At 36.8% G+C, this 20,386-nt stretch carries 16 protein-coding genes; 11 read left to right on the top strand and 5 right to left on the bottom strand.

Annotation, left to right across the window (positions count from 1 at the left end; genetic code table 11):
• The first annotated feature begins 26 nt into the window (after positions 1-26).
• The 5 genes from rlmN (at position 27) to FB551_RS10290 (ending at position 5,329) form a co-directional block, all read left to right on the top strand.
• Entirely contained in the window at positions 27-1,061 is a 1,035-nt protein-coding gene (gene rlmN / locus FB551_RS10310) for a 23S rRNA (adenine(2503)-C(2))-methyltransferase RlmN (RefSeq protein WP_047433728.1), read from the top strand.
• Positions 1,062-1,135: 74 nt separating this feature from the next.
• The gene (locus FB551_RS10305) at positions 1,136-2,086 is read left to right on the top strand and encodes a sterol desaturase family protein (protein WP_142017245.1); all 951 of its coding nucleotides are present in this window, start codon (positions 1,136-1,138) and stop codon (positions 2,084-2,086) included.
• Positions 2,087-2,317: 231 nt separating this feature from the next.
• On the top strand, positions 2,318-3,226 hold the full coding sequence (locus FB551_RS10300; RefSeq protein ID WP_142017241.1) for a hypothetical protein: 909 nt from the start codon (positions 2,318-2,320) through the stop codon (positions 3,224-3,226).
• A gap of 71 nt (positions 3,227-3,297) precedes the next feature.
• Positions 3,298-4,275: a polyprenyl synthetase family protein gene (locus FB551_RS10295; RefSeq protein ID WP_047433724.1), complete on the top strand. Its 978-nt coding sequence runs from the start codon at positions 3,298-3,300 to the stop codon at positions 4,273-4,275.
• A gap of 259 nt (positions 4,276-4,534) precedes the next feature.
• Positions 4,535-5,329, top strand: coding sequence for a hypothetical protein (locus tag FB551_RS10290; RefSeq protein ID WP_052187105.1), 795 nt, complete (start codon positions 4,535-4,537; stop codon positions 5,327-5,329).
• A 210-nt stretch (positions 5,330-5,539) separates the two neighbouring features.
• On the opposite strand, the gene FB551_RS10285 is transcribed toward FB551_RS10290, so the two are convergent.
• Complete coding sequence (locus tag FB551_RS10285) at positions 5,540-5,833, bottom strand: hypothetical protein (protein WP_047433723.1); 294 nt, start codon at positions 5,831-5,833, stop codon at positions 5,540-5,542.
• A gap of 138 nt (positions 5,834-5,971) precedes the next feature.
• Between FB551_RS10285 and FB551_RS10280 the strand changes: the two genes are divergently transcribed.
• Positions 5,972-8,404, top strand: coding sequence for an alpha-ketoacid dehydrogenase subunit alpha/beta (locus tag FB551_RS10280; RefSeq protein WP_142017239.1), 2,433 nt, complete (start codon positions 5,972-5,974; stop codon positions 8,402-8,404).
• Positions 8,405-8,458: 54 nt separating this feature from the next.
• Here FB551_RS10280 and FB551_RS10275 read toward each other — a convergent pair whose 3' ends face one another.
• Together FB551_RS10275 and FB551_RS10270 are read right to left on the bottom strand one after the other, a co-directional pair.
• Complete coding sequence (locus tag FB551_RS10275; RefSeq protein WP_142017237.1) at positions 8,459-8,875, bottom strand: carboxymuconolactone decarboxylase family protein; 417 nt, start codon at positions 8,873-8,875, stop codon at positions 8,459-8,461.
• A gap of 108 nt (positions 8,876-8,983) precedes the next feature.
• On the bottom strand, positions 8,984-9,376 hold the full coding sequence (locus FB551_RS10270; protein WP_142017235.1) for a winged helix-turn-helix transcriptional regulator: 393 nt from the start codon (positions 9,374-9,376) through the stop codon (positions 8,984-8,986).
• Positions 9,377-9,541: 165 nt separating this feature from the next.
• On the opposite strand from FB551_RS10270, the gene FB551_RS10265 reads away from it, so the two are divergent.
• Positions 9,542-10,603, top strand: coding sequence for an NADH:flavin oxidoreductase (locus FB551_RS10265; protein WP_142017233.1), 1,062 nt, complete (start codon positions 9,542-9,544; stop codon positions 10,601-10,603).
• Positions 10,604-10,785: 182 nt separating this feature from the next.
• Here the strand turns inward: FB551_RS10265 and FB551_RS23260 are convergent, their stop codons facing one another.
• Complete coding sequence (locus FB551_RS23260; protein WP_156121543.1) at positions 10,786-10,944, bottom strand: bacteriocin-like protein; 159 nt, start codon at positions 10,942-10,944, stop codon at positions 10,786-10,788.
• A 174-nt stretch (positions 10,945-11,118) separates the two neighbouring features.
• Positions 11,119-12,321, bottom strand: coding sequence for a C1 family peptidase (locus FB551_RS10260; protein ID WP_142017231.1), 1,203 nt, complete (start codon positions 12,319-12,321; stop codon positions 11,119-11,121).
• A 206-nt stretch (positions 12,322-12,527) separates the two neighbouring features.
• On the opposite strand from FB551_RS10260, the gene FB551_RS10255 reads away from it, so the two are divergent.
• The 4 genes from FB551_RS10255 (at position 12,528) to FB551_RS10240 (ending at position 20,385) form a co-directional block, all read left to right on the top strand.
• Positions 12,528-13,046, top strand: a complete 519-nt coding sequence (locus FB551_RS10255; protein ID WP_142017229.1) for an RNA polymerase sigma factor — start codon at positions 12,528-12,530, stop codon at positions 13,044-13,046.
• A 12-nt stretch (positions 13,047-13,058) separates the two neighbouring features.
• Positions 13,059-15,515, top strand: a complete 2,457-nt coding sequence (locus FB551_RS10250; protein ID WP_142017227.1) for a vWA domain-containing protein — start codon at positions 13,059-13,061, stop codon at positions 15,513-15,515.
• A 120-nt stretch (positions 15,516-15,635) separates the two neighbouring features.
• The gene (locus tag FB551_RS10245) at positions 15,636-17,552 is read left to right on the top strand and encodes a vWA domain-containing protein (protein WP_142017225.1); all 1,917 of its coding nucleotides are present in this window, start codon (positions 15,636-15,638) and stop codon (positions 17,550-17,552) included.
• Between the two features lie 64 nt (positions 17,553-17,616).
• The gene (locus FB551_RS10240) at positions 17,617-20,385 is read left to right on the top strand and encodes a hypothetical protein (protein ID WP_142017223.1); all 2,769 of its coding nucleotides are present in this window, start codon (positions 17,617-17,619) and stop codon (positions 20,383-20,385) included.
• Position 20,386 lies beyond the last annotated feature (1 nt).

The raw sequence follows: 20,386 nt of genomic DNA, 5'->3' as shown, positions 1-20,386 counted from the left end.
TACTTTTAACTTGGCTCTTTAATATTATGAAAGATATCCGTACATTATCATTAGACCAGCTTAAAGACTACTTTGTGTCTTTAGGAGAAAAGCCGTTTCGCGCGAAACAGGTCTATGACTGGCTATGGAGTAAAAACCTCCATTCGATTGACGAAATGACGAATCTTTCAAAATCACTTCGTGAGAGAATTTCGGAAGAATATACCATTAATCCTGTTTCCGTAGACCTTCTTCAAAAAAGCGCTGACGGAACCATCAAAAACGGAGTGAAACTTCACGACGGACTGATGGTGGAATCTGTTCTTATTCCTACAGAAACAAGAACTACAGCCTGTGTATCTTCACAGGTAGGATGCTCATTAAACTGCGAATTCTGTGCTACAGCAAGACTGAAAAGGATGAGAAACCTTGAAGTCGCTGAAATTGTAGATCAGGTAGCTCTGATTGACAGCCAGAGCAGAATGTATTTCGACAGGCCGCTTTCCAATATCGTATTTATGGGAATGGGAGAGCCGATGATGAATTACAAAAACGTAGTGGAAGCCATCAAAAAAATCACCCAGCCGGAAGGTTTGGGAATGTCTCCAAGAAGAATTACCGTTTCTACATCCGGTATTCCTAAGATGATCAAAATGCTTGCAGATGACGAACTGCGTGTGAAGCTGGCTTTATCCCTTCACTCTGCTATCGAATCCAAACGTAATGAGATCATGCCTTTCTCTGATAAATTCCCGTTAACGGATATTATGGAGGCTCTTCAGTACTGGTATCAGAAAACCGGTTCTGTTATTACTTTTGAATACTGCGTATGGAAAGGAATCAATGACGGTGATGAAGATATTAAAGCTTTAATTAAATACTGCAAACAGGTTCCTTCAAAAGTAAATCTGATTCAATACAACCCGATCGGGGATGGAAAATACGATCAATGCAATAAACAGGCGGAAGAAAATTACATCCGTCAACTTGAAAATGCAGGCGTAACGGTAATGGTCAGAAGAAGTCGTGGAGGTGATATTGATGCCGCTTGCGGACAGTTAGCCAACAAAACAACAGATTAAAATTTCCTTAAAAAAAGCCTAAAACTTTCTTAAAAAATAGGTTAAAACCCTACCTTTGCACAAATTATTTTGTGATGATGGATTTTCTTATGAGCGAGGACGGGCTGGAAAATGTGTATGCATGGGCGATCCCATTGCATGCTACTGTTATTTTAGCTGAAATGATTTACAGCCACGTTTCAGAAGCTAAATTGTATAGCGGGAAAGATCTTGCCACCAATGTTTATCTTGCATTGATGAACTTTGGCCTTGACCTTATCATGAAGGCATTTGCCATGGGAGTGATGTTTTTCTTTTACCATCACAGACTTTTTTCATGGGATCTTAGTGTATGGTATTTGCTGGCTTGTTTTATCATCACAGACTTTGCTTATTATGTGCTGCATTATGTAGACCATCGCTCCAGAGCGTTCTGGGCAGTTCATATTACGCACCACAGTTCAGAATATTTTAACCTGACAACAGGATTCAGAAGTCCCGTATTACAGCCTCTTTACAGATATTTGTATTTTTCACCGCTTGCATTTTTAGGATTCAATCCATGGCATATTATGGTAGCATACGCTATCGGACAGGTGTATGGAACATGGGTACATACGCAGACTGTGAAAACTATGGGATTCCTGGAATATATCCTGGTAACACCTTCCCATCACCGTGTGCACCATGCATGTAACGTGAAATATCTGGATAAAAATATGGGAATGTGTCTCATTATCTGGGATAAAATATTTGGAACCTTCCAAAAAGAAGATCCGAATGTACCTGTAAAATATGGAATCTATCCAAAAATGCCGGATAACAGACCGGATACTGTGCTTTTTTATGAATGGAGAAAAATCTGGAAAGATCTGAAGCAGCCGGGATTAAAATTTACAGACAGAATCAATTATATTTTCAATTCTCCGGGATGGAGACATGACGGAACCGGAAAGACGGTAAGACAATATCAGAAAGAGTATTTTGCCAGACAGGCACAAAAGAAAGAACAACAGCAAAATCAGAAAGAGCAGAAAACGGCTTAACTTCTGATTTAAAACCAATAGAAATCTAAGTGAAAAACGGGCTGCTTTAGTCCGTTTTTCTATTTTTGAAGGAGACTTTTTTAAAGTAGCAACAACACTTTGTCCATTCTGTAGGAATCTAGATTTCACCTCAAACTCGAATCCCGAAACCCAAAATCTCGTCTCATTCAGGCTCTCAAACCCTCAAACCCACCAATCTTCAAACTCACAATAAAACCCTATTTTTGTCTTATGAAAAAAATCCTCCTGATTGTTGCTCTTTTTGTTATCCAACCTGCATTTTCCCAGCAGACTGATTTTCTGAAAATAAAAAAATACAGAGTTAATTATCTTGATGACAGGATTGAAGAAACTTCAGGACTGAATATTTTCAATGGAAAACTGTATACATTCAATGACAGTGGAAATGCTGCCGAGCTTTTTGAGATTGATAAAAAAAGTGGAGAAATTATAAGAACTCTGAAAACCAATTTAATCAATACGGACTGGGAAGCCTTAGCCAATGATGGAGAAAATTTTTATATCGGAGATTTCGGGAATAATACCGGAACAAGAAAGGATCTGATGATTTACAAAGTCCCATACCAACGTCTGGATGAGTCTAATGCCATTAAAATTCCCGGTTCAGAAAGAGCCTTAGACGGAACAAAGGTTCTTTTTTATTATCCGGAGCAGACTGAGTTTATTTCTAAAAATACCAGGAACGACTTTGATGCGGAAGCCATGATTTATCTGAATGGAAAGCTTCATATATTTACCAAAGAATGGGCCTCAAAAGCAACCTCACATTATACCGTAGATCCTGAAATTTCAGAACTGCAACAGGCAGAGAAAATAGAAACTTATAAAACCGGTTTTGTGGTTACTGATGCCTCATATTTTGATAAAAAGCTTTATTTGGTAGGATACACCAAGAAAACCGAAGTCTTTTTAGATATTTTTACGGAAACAGAACCCGGAATATTTTTTAAAGGAAAACCCAGGCATTATTACCTTGGGTCTGCGCTTTCATTGGCACAGATTGAGGGAATAAGTGTAGATGAAACAGGAATTTATATTTCAGGAGAAAAGTTCAGGTCTCCACTGGGAACTACAAAACCTTCATTTTATTTTATTCCGAAAGATCAACTCAAAGATTAATTTGCCTTAAAATTGAGCGAAAAAAATTATCTTTGTGAGAATTAATAATTATTCACCCAGCATCGCAGATTGTGGCAAATACAGTAGAAGAGATTAAACGACCGATCAATGATGAAATGAAACTTTTTGAACAGAAGTTTTATGAATCAATGCAGAGTAAAGTAGCTTTATTGGATAAAGTAACCCGTTTTATTGTTACCACCAAAGGAAAGCAGATGCGTCCTATGTTTGTGTTTCTTTGTGCCAAGCTGGTAGGTGAAGTGACGGAAAAAACATACCGTGGTGCTTCAATGATCGAACTGATCCACACGGCTACTCTGGTACATGATGATGTGGTGGATGAAAGCTTTAAACGTCGTAATTTTTTCTCAATCAATGCGCTGTGGAAAAATAAAATTGCGGTTTTGGTAGGGGATTACCTTTTGTCAAAATCAGTTTTACTCTCTACAGATCACAAAGATTATGATCTGCTTGGAGTTATTTCCAGAACGATCCGTGAAATGTCTGAAGGAGAACTTCTTCAGCTGGAGAAAGCCAGAAAACTGGATATTACAGAAGATGTATACTATGAAATTATCCGTCAGAAAACAGCTACTCTGATTGCAGCATGTTGCGAAATAGGAGTTCTTTCCAACAATGCAGATGAAGCTCTTGCCAAGAAGATGATGGATTTCGGTACTTTTACCGGAATGGCATTCCAGATCAAAGATGACCTTTTCGACTATTTAAGTTCTAACGTGATCGGTAAACCTGTAGGAATTGATATTAAAGAACAGAAAATGACACTGCCTTTGATTCATACCCTGAAAATAGCCAATGAAAAGGATAGAAAATACTATTTCGATACCATAAAACGATACAATAACAATCCTAAGCGTGTAAAAGAGCTGATAGAATTTGTTAAAAGTTCCGGTGGACTGGAATACGCTATTACCATCATGAAAGATTTTCAGCAGAAAGCAAAAGATATTCTGAATGAATTTCCGGATTCTGAAGCCAGAAAATCATTGCATATTATGCTGGATTATGTTATTGAGCGAAAATTCTGATGCAAATACTTTTTAAGGTATTTCTGCTTTTTTTTTCTCTTTTTCCCTTTGATCCTGCATGGTATCTAAAGTTCTTATTATTGGAAAGAAAATAGCTCTATCTCTCAATAATTCAATGAGTTGTGATTAGTCTGTTCTTTTTGTATCAGTAAATTACTGTAAATTAATATTTTGCATCATTCAAATAAAGTGCTTGTTAATAATTCATTGGGTTTCAGTATATTTTTTGTTAATTTGTCGCAAGAAAAAACAACAAATAATGAAAAAAATCCAAACAATGATGGTAGCGTGTGCTATCACTTCAAGCTTTCTTACGTACGCACAAGTGGGAATAGGTACTCAGAATCCCCAGACAACATTTCATATTGACGGTTCTAAAGACAATCCTTCCACAGGAATTCCTTCTGTAACCCAACAGGATAATGATTTTAGCGTGACTTCTACTGCTAAAGTAGGGATTGGTACAACTTCTCCAAGTGAAAAATTAGACGTGGCCTCCGGAAATGCCCGTATCCGTAATATTAATTCGAATATAGGTGTCGGAGGAACTGACAGGGTGGTTGTAGCGGATGCTACCGGAGTACTAAAGACTATTGATTTCACTGCTTATTCTCTGTTTCATGCACGTTTAGCTGCTAACCAGAACATCAGTTCTTCTACAATTACTACTTTATTATTTGCTACACCGTTAGCAACTTCTCCCTTCTACTCTTATAATGCAGGAACCGGAGTATTAACTTTCAATCAGGCTGGGAATTATTTGATAACGTTACAGGCAAGTTTTACCAATATGCCGGCAGATACTCAGTTGCTCATCGGTATCAGACCTGTACCGGATGCTAATTACCTGGGACGAGGAAGCCATTATAATGCAGTTGCTTCTTCGGGAACGGTAGGTGAATTGATGAACTATACAACCGTAGTGGTAGCTCCTACAGCCGGATATCAGATCCGTTTTACAGCAGCTCCCAATCAAAATGCTACCATTATTGCAACAGAAACAGGATCTACAGGAAGTGGAAATGTTACCAATGTAACCGTTCAGAAGATATAATTCTATCTTTACTCTAATCAAAACAAAAGTGTTTTGTATAGGTTTTCAGGAAACTGGAAATGTATACAGAGCACTTTCTTTTTTTATATTCACAATCTCATATGATTTCAGTTTAAAAAACAGAAAAGAGCTTATTGATGAATTTTCACATTTCCCTGTGGTTGTCCTTATATATTGCCATGAACTATAGAATTGAGCGAAAATTTTAAATTAAATAATTTTCAGGGTTACAATAATAACAGCTAGAACTATACAAAATAAAGCAATTAAAAATAAATAATCCGCAATGTTCTCAAACGTGTATTCCCGCTTTTTGTTTTCTGTTCTGATTGCCAGAAATGAAAAGAAACAGCTGCAGGCAAAAAGAATAGAGGCAAATCCGGCAAATTCGTCCAAATACGTATTCTGACTGATCTTAGAGATTTTCAATGAGGTAATAATAATTAAAGAAAATCCTAAAAGATTGCTGGAAGCATTCAAGATGTGAGGTGATTTTTTTTCCATGATTTACAATTTTTTTCAAAATAAAGCACAATTTTTTTTATTATCAAATTTTTAAAAAAGATTATTAAAAATTAAAATTAATTTAAAAAGTGTATATTAGCAAAATACTTGAAGATTAAAAAACTTTTTTACTTAGCTATGCAAACAACCTATATTGAAACACAGCAAATATCCTTTCAAGATTTTAAAAATCAGATACTTGGAGACTACAGGTTAGGAAGGATCTCTCGTGAAATGTCTTATCTCGGAAGGAGAGAAGTACTCACTGGAAAAGCTAAATTTGGAATTTTTGGGGATGGGAAAGAACTTCCTCAGCTTGCAATGGCGAAAGTTTTCAGAAATGGAGACTTCCGTTCAGGATATTACAGGGATCAGACTTTTGCATTGGCAATAGATGCATTGACAGTAGAGAGTTTCTTTGCACAGATGTATGCAGATACCAGTGTGGAAAGAGAGCCTGCTTCAGCGGGAAGACAAATGAACGGGCATTTTGCAACAAGAAGTTTAAATGAAGACGGAAGCTGGAAAGATTTGACAGCTCAGAAAAATATTTCTTCGGATATTTCTCCTACAGCCGGGCAGATGCCAAGATTATTGGGACTGGCTCAGGCTTCTACTATTTATAAAAGCGTAAAATTTGACGGTTCAGAAAAATTCTCAAGAGAAGGGAACGAAATTGCTTTCGGGACAATTGGGGATGCTTCTACAGCAGAAGGTCATTTCTGGGAAACTCTGAATGCTGCATGTGCACTTCAGGTTCCTATGATCGTTTCTATCTGGGATGACGGATACGGAATTTCAGTTCCTACGAAAAACCAGAGAGCAAAAGCTGATATCAGTGAAATGCTAAGCGGTTTCCAGAGAAAAGAAGGCGATAATCAGGGATGTGAAATCATCCAGGTGAGAGCCTGGGATTATCCTGCATTATTGGATGCTTATGCTAAGGCAGAACATTTTGCAAGAACAGAAAGTGTACCGGTGGTAGTGCATGTGGTAGATGTTACCCAGCCTCAGGGACATTCTACATCCGGATCTCACGAAAGATATAAAAACGAAGAACGTCTGGCCTGGGAAGCTGAGTATGATGGTCTGGCAAAATTTAAAGAATGGATCCTGAACTATTCTATCGAAATTGATGGAAAAGAAGAAGTGATTGCTACCGCTGAAGAACTGGAAGCTATAGATGAAGAAGCGAAAAAAGCGGCAAAAACAGGACAAAAAATAGCCTGGGAAAACTATCAGAAAGCAATTTCTGAACTTATTCAGTCTATTTTACCTTTAGTAGAAAATCTTAAAGGACAAAATGCTGAAGTAGAAAATTATATTGCTCATTTCAATAAACTGGTTTCAAAAGCGAAGAAAGATATTTTCCATCTGGTAAGACAGTCTTTACTGGCGACAAGAGGAACCAATTCTGCAGAAAGAAATCAGTTGATGCAGAAATATAATGAAGTATCTGCTGTTGAAAAAGACAACTATTCTTCCCACTTATACTCTCAGTCTGAATGGAAGGCTGAAAATGTACAGGAAATCAAACCTGTATATTCTGACAGCTCTGAAGAGGTAGACGGAAGAGTAGTGATCAGAAACAATTTTGACAAAATTTTTGAAAAATATCCTGAAACCTTAATCTTTGGTGAAGATACCGGAAACATCGGTGACGTAAACCAGGGATTGGAAGGAATGCAGGAAAAGTACGGTGCTCTGCGTATCGCTGATACGGGAATTCGTGAAGCAACGATCCTTGGACAGGGAATTGGTATGGCGATGAGAGGTTTAAGACCAATCGCTGAAATCCAGTACTTAGACTATGTTCTTTACTGTTTACAGGGAATGAGTGATGATCTGGCAACAGTACATTACAGAACCAAAGGAGGTCAGAAAGCTCCGTTAATCATCAGAACAAGAGGTCACAGATTGGAAGGAATCTGGCACTCAGGTTCTCCAATGGCGGGTATTCTTAACCTTTCAAAAGGAATTCTGGTATTGGTGCCTAGAAACCTTACAAAAGCTGCCGGATTCTATAACACAATGCTTCAGGCCGACGAACCTGCGATCATCGTAGAATGTCTGAACGGATACAGATTAAAGGAAAAACAACCGGATAACTTAGGCGAATTCACAGTTCCTGTAGGGAAAATTGAAGTAACTAAAGAAGGTAAAGACGTTACTTTGGTGACTTACGGTTCTACATGGAGAATTGTAACAGAAGCTGCCAACGAATTGGAAAAACTGGGAATTTCTGCAGAAGTGATTGATATTCAGTCTTTAATTCCTTTCGATTTATCTCACGAAATTGCTGAAAGTGTTAAGAAAACCAACAGATTAGTCGTGATTGACGAAGATGTGGAAGGAGGAACTACAGGATTCATCTTGCAGCAGATCCTTGAAAAGCAGAAAGCTTTCAGATATCTGGATTCAGATCCGTTGACGATCTCTGCCAATGATCACAGACCTGCTTATGCAAGTGATGGTGACTATTTCAGCAAGCCATCTACAGACGATATGGTAGAAAAAATCTACGCAATGTTTAATGAAACAAATCCTCAGAAATATCCTGCGATATTCTAATGGGATTTTAAATAAATATAAAACCGTTTCCTTTGGGGAGCGGTTTTTTGTTTGCTAGTCCTTTTCAGCCAATGTAATCCTCAATTTATTCAAAGTATTCATCAGGGTTATACTTGCTGTAAGTTCTACAAATTCTCTCTCAGTGAATTGCTCTATCAGCTTTGATTTGATATTTTGCCAATCATCTTTACTGTAAATAATAGTTTCAGCCCATTCTAAAACAAGCTTTTGCTGATCAGTGAAGGCATTGGTATGTTTCCAGCCTGGAAGTCTGTTAATAACATCCTGTTCAAAGCCAAAATCAGAGAGTTCTTTTGCATGATAGCTACAGCAATAGGCACAACCATTGATTTGAGAAATCCGTAGTTCAACGAGTGCAATTAATTTTTCATCAATCCCGGATTTTCTAATGCTGTTGTGGGCTTTATACAGATTTCCAATAGTTTCTTTTGCAATTTCTTTGTAATTCATAATGAATATTTTCCTGCAAATTTGCATCAGAAATGCTTTTAAACCTATATACTTACCTTTTGGTGATATACTTACCTTTTTGAAAGTATAATTTAAAGTAAAAGGCTATCAAACATTGACAGCCTTTTTATTTTTTACCTCCTCATTCAAAAAAGCGCAATCCTTATCTTCATGCGATCCTTTTACCTGATATTTAGCTTCCCACTCTTCCAGTAAATATAAAATTGGCAGCAAAGCCAATCCTTTTTCTGTAAGAGAATATTCTACTCTTGGAGGTAGTTCTTTAAACTCTTCACGAACCACCAGCCCATCAGCTTCCATCTCCCTCAGTTGATCAGTTAATACCTTTCTGGAAATGACATTAATGCGTACTGCCAGTTCTCCAAAACGTAACTTCCTGTCTTTAATAACAAGAACAATAATAGGCTTCCATTTGCTTCCCAGAGCGGCCATTGCCTTACCCAGAGGACAGCTGTATTGCATTAATTCATTCTTTTTCATAGAGAGATCTTTATTTTAAAACCATATGAAACCGGAATTTCATGTGTTACTTTGATGTTACTAATGTAAGTTACTGCGAAGTTACCACTATTTTTTTAATAAAAGATACAAAAGTGAACTATTATTAGTTACTTTGTGTAACAATTATAAAATATAAATTTAAATATGAGCACATCATCATTATTTAAACCGTTTCAATACAAGAATTTACAGCTTAAAAATAGAATCGTAATGGCTCCTATGACCAGAGCACAATCTGACAATGGAGTTCCTACTCAAAGTATCGCAGATTATTATGGAAGAAGAGCCGCTTCAGAAGTAGGATTGATTCTTTCCGAAGGAACTGTGATCAACAGACCAGGATCCAAAAATATGCAGAATATTCCGGATTTCTATGGAACAGAAGCCTTGAACGGCTGGAAAAATGTCATCGATACTGTACATCAGAATGGAGGTAAAATGGGGCCTCAGATCTGGCACGTAGGTGATACAAGGATGTCCGAAGACTATCCGTTAGTTCCCATGGAAAAAGCTTCAACAATGACGATTGAAGATATTCAGGATACGATAGCACAGTTTGCAGCGTCTGCAAAATCTGCAAAAGATCTTGGTTTTGATTGTATTGAAATTCATGGCGCTCACGGATACCTTATCGACCAGTTTTTCTGGGAAGTGACCAATACAAGAACTGACGAGTATGGTGGTAAAACATTAAAAGAAAGAAGCAGGTTTGCTGTAGAGGTGGTAAAAGCGATCAGAGCAGCAGTAGGAGAGGACTTTACCATTATTATCCGTCTGTCACAGTGGAAGCAACAGGATTATAAAACCAGACTGGCATTCACTCCAAATGAAATGGAAGAATGGTTATTACCATTAAAAGAAGCAGGTGTAGATATTTTCCACTGTTCACAGCGCCGTTTCTGGGAGCCGGAATTTGAAGGCTCTGACTTAAACTTTGCAGGATGGGCCAAAAAGATTACCGGACAGCCAACTATTACAGTAGGTTCTGTAGGCTTAAACGGAGATTTCCTTAATGCTTTTGCAGGACAGGGAACAGAAAAAAGTGATCTTACAGAACTGATCAGAAGACTTGATAATGAAGAATTCGATCTTGTTGCGGTAGGAAGAGCTATTCTTCAGGATCACCAATGGGTACAGAAGATCAAAGATGGCAATACTGAAGCACTTCTTGATTTTTCAGCAGAAAGTATGGGCGTTTTATTTTAATACCAATAATGAATTGTGAATTCATTTGCGTTGGTTTTTTTAACAGCATAATTTACTTGCGAAGAAGAATTAACGGTTCATACAGGTATTAAATCAGCATAATTCACTTTATTTTATATTTAATTTTCACCTATTTATTAAAGAATCGGCTTTCAGGATTTCCTGAAAGCCGATTTTGTATGTTATGGACATCCTATTGAATCTGGTACACATCTCCAACGGGGAGGAATTCCATTGCTGCCTGGAATATAGCATGCTGTACTTCCTTCAGGACACTCAGGAGCATTTCCTCCGATGATATTCTTTAATGTCGATTTTGATAATTTCTTTAGATTTTTCATATGTAATAATTTGTTGATTCATACAAATATAATATTTTTTAGAATCTAAATAACACTTTGCACTAAAATGTGAAATATACTGGTATAAAATAAACCCGCTTCCGGAATTTCCGGAAGCGGGTTTTAACAGATTTAAATATCTAAACTGCCCTTAAACCGGCAGAAATGATTTCTTTACAAACCAATATTCTTAGTTGGCTTCAATTGTTTTAATATGCTTTTTGGGATTGCATTTTTGTGAACAAGAATTGCTGTTGATTTATATTCAACATAAGGTCTTGTTACATAAATATATCCGGCGAAATCATTGGTTACTCCCCATGAGTTTTTCACCATATAATATTCTTTACCCGTTTGATCTTTAGCCAAACCTACGATGTGCATCCCGTGGTCATCCGTTGTAGAAAGGTTATTAAGTGCTTTCTGACGCATGTCTTCAGTGATGGTTTTATCTTTTTTAGGCTCTGTAAACAAAGTCTGCTTGTTCTCTGCAGTAATCTGGTCAAGATCCATATCCGGAACGTAAGCTACACCATTTTTGTAAGAAAAATAAGGCTCCGAAACGTCAGTTGCCCAACCCACAGAATATCCTTTTGTTACCGCATTGTCGATGATTGCTGTAAGATCTTTCATCGGAACATTCCAGTCAGAATCGTGACTCCAGTTATCAGGAATTGGAACTACAAATTTCTGAAAATATGGATAATCTTTATAGGAAGATAATTCCACATAATCTTCAGGGTTGATTCCTACTACTTCTTTAGCAAATGTTTTCGGAGTGTAGTTTTTCCCTTCATATGTAAAGTTAGCAGGTACTTTTCCTAAATATTCGTCAAGAATAGCATCTACAGAATCCATCCAGTTATCAGTCAGTTTCCCTTTCGAAGAAGCTTGAACAAGACTGTCAAGAACGGGCTTCAGTTTGCCCTGCATTTCCTTGAAGTTGTTGGTAGTCTGTCCGGATTTTAAACCCGTATAAACATCCTGAGGAACGGCTCCATACTTTTTGTACATATTAATTACGTCGTGAAGTTCTCCTCCGTCACCCCAACTGATCGCTCCATTATTTAAAACATATAACTTCGCTTTATCATGATAAGAGTTTCTTGCTGTGAAAATTTCGGCGAGATCTACAGGTTTTTTGCCCATTCTCTGCATTTCAGATTCAAGGAATGAATTTCCTGAGTAGCTCCAGCAAGTTCCTGATGAACCTTGGTTCTTTACAGAAGTTGCACCAACGTCTTTTAACGTTGTGAACTGAAAATTAGCATTTTGTGATTGGTTGTTTTTTAACTTGTTGATTAAGTCATCTTGGGCAAACATCATACTTCCTGCAGACAAAACAAAAAGTAATGATGCAATTTTGGCATTTTTCATTACTATAAAAAGATTATTTATATTAAGAGTCGTTGATAATAGAGATTTGTTACAGATGGAAAAGTTAAATTTGAAATTAAAAAAATTACAAAAAAGCTGAATTAATAGAGGTTCATTTGCCAATTTACCCTTTTACTCAAAAAAAGTTGATCATGTTTCCAACCCTTTCAAAAGTTTCCGCATCTATAATAATATAACTCCTGACTATGGAACAAGAATTATTATTGGAATGCCAGCGTAACAACCGCAATGCACAGCGGAAAGTCTACGAGAAAATGGCGGGCAGGCTTTACGCAGCCTGCAGACGCTATTTGAAAAACGATGAAGATATAGAAGAAGTATTGGCCGATACATTCTACAAGATTTTCACGAAAATTACCCAGCTTCAAAATGCTGAAACCTTTGAAGCATGGGCGAGAAAAATTGCGGTGAACGAATGTCTGCAAAAATTAAGATCTAATAAGGGATTACTGATTTCTCTTGAAGAAAATTTCATAGATCATTCTGAAGGAACTACAGAAAACCTTTCCCTGGAAAAAGATATTTTAAGTTTACTGAATTTTCTCCCCGAAGGTTGTAGAGCGATTTTTAACCTTTTCGCTATTGAAGGATATCCTCATAAGGAAATAGCAGCCATGCTTTCCATAAGCGAAGGAACATCAAAATCCCAGCTCAATTTTGCAAGAAAAAAGTTGCAGGAACTTCTAGTGAATCAAAACATTTAAACTTTTACAACAATGGAAAATAATCATATAGATCAACAATTCAATGAAGCTTCCAGGCTTTCAGAAGAACCAACTGTTTTTCCTGGTTTTGAGAAAGTATGGGATAAGATTGAAGAGAAATTAGATAAAAAAGAAGATAAAAAGAAAATTATTCCGCTTTGGCTGCCGTATGGTATTGCTGCAAGTTTGATGATTGGTCTTGGGGCTTTTTACTTTATGAATAAAAAAGAGATTGAAAAACCTTTACAACCTGCAATAGTAGAAAATAGAACTTCAAACGGTCCTGGTAATACATCTGATATTGCAAAAATAGATAGCATTACAAAGCATAATATCCAGAAAGAGAAAAATAGTATTAAGCCGGCAGAAAATATTGCAGTGAATACAATTCAGTTACCATCGAAACATTCTGTTGAGCTGCCTCCTCTTCGTCCGTCTTCGGATCATGGATATCAACCGGTAAGCTCCGAAAATCAGATTGTAAGAGAGAAAAGCGACGTGGTGTACGATGAGAGGAAAGCAAATTATGTTGCTTCCGGACAACGGAAAGATACCAATAGAGTCACGAGTATAGATGAAGTTGTAATGGTTGGTTTTGGACAAAGAAAAGTGGTGAAATCTGTTACATCATCCAGTACAGTTACAAGCTCTGTCAGCAACTTACCACAGTCCACTTATTCGTCATTGAAGGGAACTGTTGCTGGGGTTAGAGTAAGTAGCTCAACAGGATATCTGGGGAGTAATGTTTCTCCGGGAGACTTTAATGATATTCGGCTGAGGATCAGAGGGTCAGCTTCTGTGAAACCGGAAAATCAACCTCTGTTTGTTGTTAACGGAATATTGACAAAAGCTAATGACTTCAAAAATTTAGATCCTAACAGAATTGAAGGAGTGAATGTCTTAAAAGGTAGCTCTGCTACAGCAATCTATGGAAGTAAGGCAGCAAATGGAGTAGTTGTGGTAACTACCAAAGATCTTTCAAGAAGGGAAAGAAAAAGAATGAAAAAACTTCAGGAAGCAATTAATAACCAACAGCAGGTTTCTCCAGTGACTCCGCATGATGAAAGCTATGATACTTTTGTTGAGAACCCTTTTGAACTCACACGAAGCCAGCCGTTGTCTACTTTTTCTATTGATGTTGATAATGCGTCTTATTCCAATGTAAGAAGAATGATCAATAACGGGCAGGCAGTTGATAAAAATGCAGTAAGAATCGAAGAGATGGTTAATTATTTTAAATATAATTATCCACAACCTCAGAATGGAGATCCTTTTTCAATTAATACTGAATACAGTGAATCTCCATGGAATCCGAAGCATAAATTGCTTAAAATAGGACTTCAGGGGAAGAATATTCCAATGGATCGTCTGCCTGCCTCAAACCTTATTTTCCTTATTGATGTTTCAGGCTCAATGAGTGAGGAAAATAAACTACCATTGCTAAAGTCTTCTCTTAAACTTTTACTGAACCAGCTCAGACCTAAGGATAAGGTTGGAATTGTAGTCTATGCGGGAAGTGCAGGAATGGTTTTACCACCAACTTCAGCAGCAGAAAAAGATAAAATTATAGAGGCGCTAGATCATCTTCAGGCTGGCGGAAGCACAGCCGGAGGAGCAGGAATTGAGCTTGCTTATAAACTGGCGCAGGAAAACTTTGCAAAAGATGGTAATAACCGTGTTATTATTGCAACCGACGGAGATTTCAATGTAGGGATGTCTTCTACATCAGACCTTAAAACACTGATTGAAGATAAAAGAAAATCAGGCGTTTTCCTTACTTGCTTAGGTTTCGGAATGGGCAACTATAAAGACAATACGCTGGAAACCCTTGCCGATAAAGGAAACGGGAATTACGCTTATATCGATAATATGCAGGAAGCGAATAAGTTTCTGGGGAAAGAATTTGCAGGAAGTATGTATGCTATCGCAAAGGATGTGAAAATTCAGATTGAATTTAATCCTGAATACGTAAAATCATACCGTTTGATAGGTTATGAGAACAGAAAACTGAAAAATGAAGACTTTGCCAATGACAAAATAGATGCCGGCGAGCTCGGAAGCGGCCATACCGTTACTGCTTTATATGAGGTAATTCCAACAGATGTAAAATCAGACTTTGTACCTAAAGAAAGTAATCTGAAATATATCCGGAATAGTTCATCAGGAGAATTTGGAGATGAACTGGCAACAATTAAATTCAGATATAAAAAACCTGACGGAGATACCAGCCGAGAAATAAGCCAGGTTGTTAAAAATACAGATGACAGAATATCTTCTGCAAGCCCGGATTTCAAATTTGCTTCTTCGGTAGCCTGGTTCGGTTTGGTACTCAGAAACTCGGAATTGATTACGAAAAAGGATCTTTCTGATATAGAAAATCTGGCTAAACAAGGCAAAAGTAAAGATGAAGAAGGCTATCGGTCAGAATTTATAAGACTGATAGAAAGTTATAAAACAGTTCAAAAGTAATGATTAGAAGAGAAATTACTCAGGAAATTTCTCTTCTTTATTGAGAAAATAAGTTTTATTCAATATTTATTAATCGGTTTAAATTTATTTTAATAATTTCCTGCCGAAATTTGAAAAAAGATGAGAAAAATTCTAATAACCATGCTAGGGCTTGTGGCATTAACAAGCTGTAAAACTCAAAAAAACACTGAAAGTGACAAGAAACCACAGACTTACAGTGTCAGAAAAGATAAGGATCAGGATGGAATTCCTAATAAACTGGATAAGTGCCCAGATATTGCCGGTCCGATAGAAAATGAAGGATGTCCGTGGGTAGAATCGGATGGAGATGGTGTTATTGATAAAGATGACGCGTGCCCTACAGTGCCCGGACCTCCGGAAAATAATGGCTGTCCGTGGCCGGATACAGATGGTGATGGTATTTTGGATAAAGACGATGCCTGTCCTACGGTTCCGGGAATGCCGGAATATAATGGCTGCCCGAAACCAAAGTCAGTTACTGCAATGGAAGTAGAAAGTTCCCTATCAAAGAGATTATATGAACCAGGAAGAGTTTATACTCATCACATTGGAGGAAAAAAAGAGGTTCAGAAGCCTGAAAAAACTGATAAGAATATTAGTTATAATAATGAAGAGTACGCCGGATTTATTGAAAATGCATTTGAACTGACCAGCAGCCAGCCTCTTTCTACCTTTTCTATTGATGTGGATAATGCTTCTTATTCCAATGTCCGGAGAATCATCAAGTATGGAGATAAAGTAGATAAAAATGCAGTAAGGGTAGAAGAGATGATCAATTATTTTAAATATAATTATCCAAAGCCTACAAATGGAGAACCTTTTTCAATCAATACCGAATATGGTAAATCTCCATGGAATCCAAAGCATAAGCTTCTTAAAATAGGCCTTCAGGGGAAAAACATCCCTATGGACAATCTGCCTGCATCGAATATTGTCTTTCTGATTGATGTTTCAGGATCAATGAGTGAGGAAAATAAACTTCCCTTGCTGAAGTCTTCTCTTAAAGTTTTGCTGAAACAGCTGAGACCAAAAGACAAAGTAGGCATTGTAGTCTATGCGGGAAGTGCAGGAGTGGTTTTACCCCCAACGTCAGCTGGAGAAAGAGAAAAAATTATTAAAGCGTTGGATAATCTTCAGGCAGGAGGAAGTACAGCAGGTGGAGAAGGTATTGAGCTTGCCTATAAACTGGCAAAGGAGAATTTTATCAAAGGAGGAAACAACAGAGTCGTTCTGGCAACAGATGGTGACTTTAATGTTGGTCCTTCTTCCAATACCGATATTGAAGCCTTAATTACACAAAAAAGAAAAACAGGGATTTTCCTGACCTGTCTTGGATATGGAATGGGGAATTACAAAGACAACACAATGGAAACGCTTGCTGATAAAGGAAACGGAAATTATGCCTATATTGATAATATACAGGAGGCCAATAAATTTTTAGGAAAAGAATTTGCCGGAAGCATGTACGCTATTGCTAAAGATGTAAAGATTCAGATTGAATTCAATCCTAAATTTGTGAAATCTTACCGTTTGATAGGCTATGAAAACAGGAAACTGAGAAATGAAGACTTTGTTAATGATAAGATTGATGCGGGAGAATTAGGAAGCGGACATACTGTAACTGCTTTATATGAAATTATTCCGGTAAATACAGAATCAGAATTTATTCCTGCAGAAACGAAATTGAAATATTCTAAAACTTCAGATAAGAAGAACTTTGGAGATGAATTGGCAACTGTGAAATTCCGGTACAAAAAACCTGATGGAAACAAAAGTATGGAAATCGCTAAAGTGATTAAAAAAGAAAATGCATCTTCAGCAGCAATAAGCCCGGATTTCAAATTTGCTTCTTCCGTAGCCTGGTTCGGTTTGGTACTAAGAAACTCGGAACTGATTACGAAAAGAGATCTTTCTGATATTCAGAATCTCGCCAAAGAGGGTAAAAATAAAGATGAAGAAGGCTATCGCTCCGAATTTATAGGACTGATAGAGAGCTATAAAACAATTCAAAAATAGTTGATAAAAAAAGAAATTTCCCCGGAAATTTCTTTTTTTATATTTTTAAGCATACTAATCACCGATGAAAAAGAATTATCTGCTGTTACTGCCATTTACAATTACCTTATTACAGGCACAAAATTCACAATTATATTACTCTGGTAAATTTTTAACAACTAAAGATAAAGCACAGAACTTTTTAAAGATTTATAACAAAAACAGTGGGGTTTATGAACTGACTGATGAGAAAGGATTTGCCATCATTGCAGCCAAAGCTTATGATACTCTCGTTTGGAACCAAGGTAAAAACACCCATGTTATTTCTACCTATGAACTCAGGGAACTAAAAGAGATTCTGGAAAATCAGACAGGAAGTAAAAGTGTAGAAAATATTTACAGTAAAGCGTACGACAGTCTTGTTTCAAAGGAAATTAAAGATGATTTCAGTATTGAAAAAGCTACAACCCAACTCAGCAAAAGATCACATTCTTATTTTGATGACATAAGAAAATTAAAGCAAAAGAACGATACTGTTTATGTTTTAAAAAGGATCAATAAGACAGCATTACTGTTTAATGGAAGCTTTACCACATCTCTTGATATCAAAAGCAGGAATGCTGTCCCGGAGACTCAAAATAAGTATGTTCAGGGAAGATCTGAAAATGCAAATCTTGTTTGGAAAGGTCCTGAAACGAATGAAATGTTCAGCTTTGGACCAGACATATCAACCCTTGGATTTAACGGATTACCTTACGAGTATGATCAGAATGGAAAACTGACTCCATGGGTTAATGGACTTCAGCGTGCGCAAAGATATGATAACAACCTTTTTAAAACTACGGTAGGTTACAATAATCAATTGAATGTAAATGCGTTTATAAAAGAAGGCTCCAGCGAAAAGATCAGGCTTTCAATGAATCTGGGACAGCAGAAGAACCAAATGTATTTTATTGATCAATTTGATGTTACCAATACCCTCAAAACAAAACTGAATGCAGATTTGGGTAGATATTACATTAATCTTGCTTTTAATTACGAAGAAAACAAAGCAACCAATACCAATAGAATAGGGTTGTTCAACAGAGCTTACCAAAACTCATTGTTAACACCGGTTTCATTTTCAAATGAGCAAAATATTTTCCTGAACAACGGCTCACAGAGAAGCTACAGCCGGTATGCAGACAATCCTTCATTCCTTTTTGAGCAGGATAGTAAATACCGGTTTAGGAATCGGGACAGGCAGTTTAGTCTTAATGTAGCGAAAGACTGGGATAACTTTAAACTGAATATCACTCAGTCCTATGAAAATAGTAATAGCTGGAATCAGGATCAATATAAACCTTCTACTTATGGTTTCATCAGCGGAATATCAAATGAAAGAATTCAAAACAACCGTTCCTATCATTCCAATATACAGGGTTCTTATTCATTGGGAGACTATGATTTTAGAAATACTTTCAGCCTGAATTTTATTTTAAATGATAAAAAAGCTGATATTTATAACAGCCTGACCCATCAAAAATATCTCTATCAGAGAACTTCGCAGGATCATATTTTTAATTATAATATGAACATCCGCGATTATAATTTTGAAGCAGGTTTTAATCTTGGGAATTCATTTTATATCTCCAATACTTCCCTTAAAAATAATTATTGGCTTCCAAAGGCTAACTTTTATTTGAAGTTCAATCAGATCTTCAATTGGTATAACTACAGTTTTAAATTACTGGGAAGTTACACTCAACTAAGCTCCGAACCGGAAATAACAAGATCCTATGCTTCGTATTCTACTACTTTGCTGAAGGCAGAAAATTACAATCAATACTTTCCGGTACAGGAAGCAGAAAGTTTCAAAGGTGTGTCCAATGTCAATACTAAAGAATGGAAAATTGGAGCCAGGCTGAACCTTGGGTATAATATCAGTGTAGATGGAGAATATTTTAGTAAAAAGAATAGTGACGATATATTTCCAGTTTTTGAAAACAATCAATTACGACTTAAAAATATAGCAGATCATACGTACAGCGGATATGAATTCAATTTTGCTTACGAACGATTACGTCTGGGGTACGATATGTATACCACCCATAAAGTTTCATTTTTTAAATATAAAGATATTGTAGACCGTGTCGCTCCGGGATATCACGATCTGGCGGTTTCAGGATTCAAAGATATTTATAAAACACTATCAGAAGGACAGGTTTTGGGTGCTGTCATGGGAAATTACTTTGAAAGAAATGCATCCGGACAAGTGATTATTGATGAGTTCGGATTCCCCAAAAAGGCAGACGGTATGAAAATTATTGCAGATCCTACACCGGATTTTGTGATGAAATTCAACCACAGTTTTACCTATAAAAATCTGTCTTTAGATATCAATTGGGAATGGAAAAAGGGAGGCCAGCTATGGAATGGAACACAGGCTGTTCTTGATTATTACGGACGTTCTTATAGCTCAGGAGAAGAAAGGAACATAAAAAATTATATTTTCGAAGGCGTACATACAAATGGAACTGTCAACCAGATTCCTGTCGATTTCTATGATCCTAACCTGAATGTTCTGGAAAACAGATGGTCAAGATACGGTTATTTAGGTGTGGCGGAAAATTATATTCAAAAAGCAGATTATGTAAGAATCAACAATATATCACTTTCCTCAGATTTCCCGATTAACAGGAATAAACAGACCCTCAGGCTGACTTTTTATGTAAATAATATTTTGCTCTGGCAGGCTAATAAAGGAGCAGATCCTAATCAGAATTTTTATGATATGAATAATGGAAGAGGCCTGGACTTTTTTAACCTGCCCTCCTTTAAAACATTCGGCTGTATTGTTTCACTTAAATTTTAAC

This window comes from Chryseobacterium aquifrigidense (assembly GCF_006716485.1).
Taxonomy (GTDB): domain Bacteria; phylum Bacteroidota; class Bacteroidia; order Flavobacteriales; family Weeksellaceae; genus Chryseobacterium; species Chryseobacterium vietnamense.
This window is presented reverse-complemented; position numbering and strand designations above follow the sequence as displayed.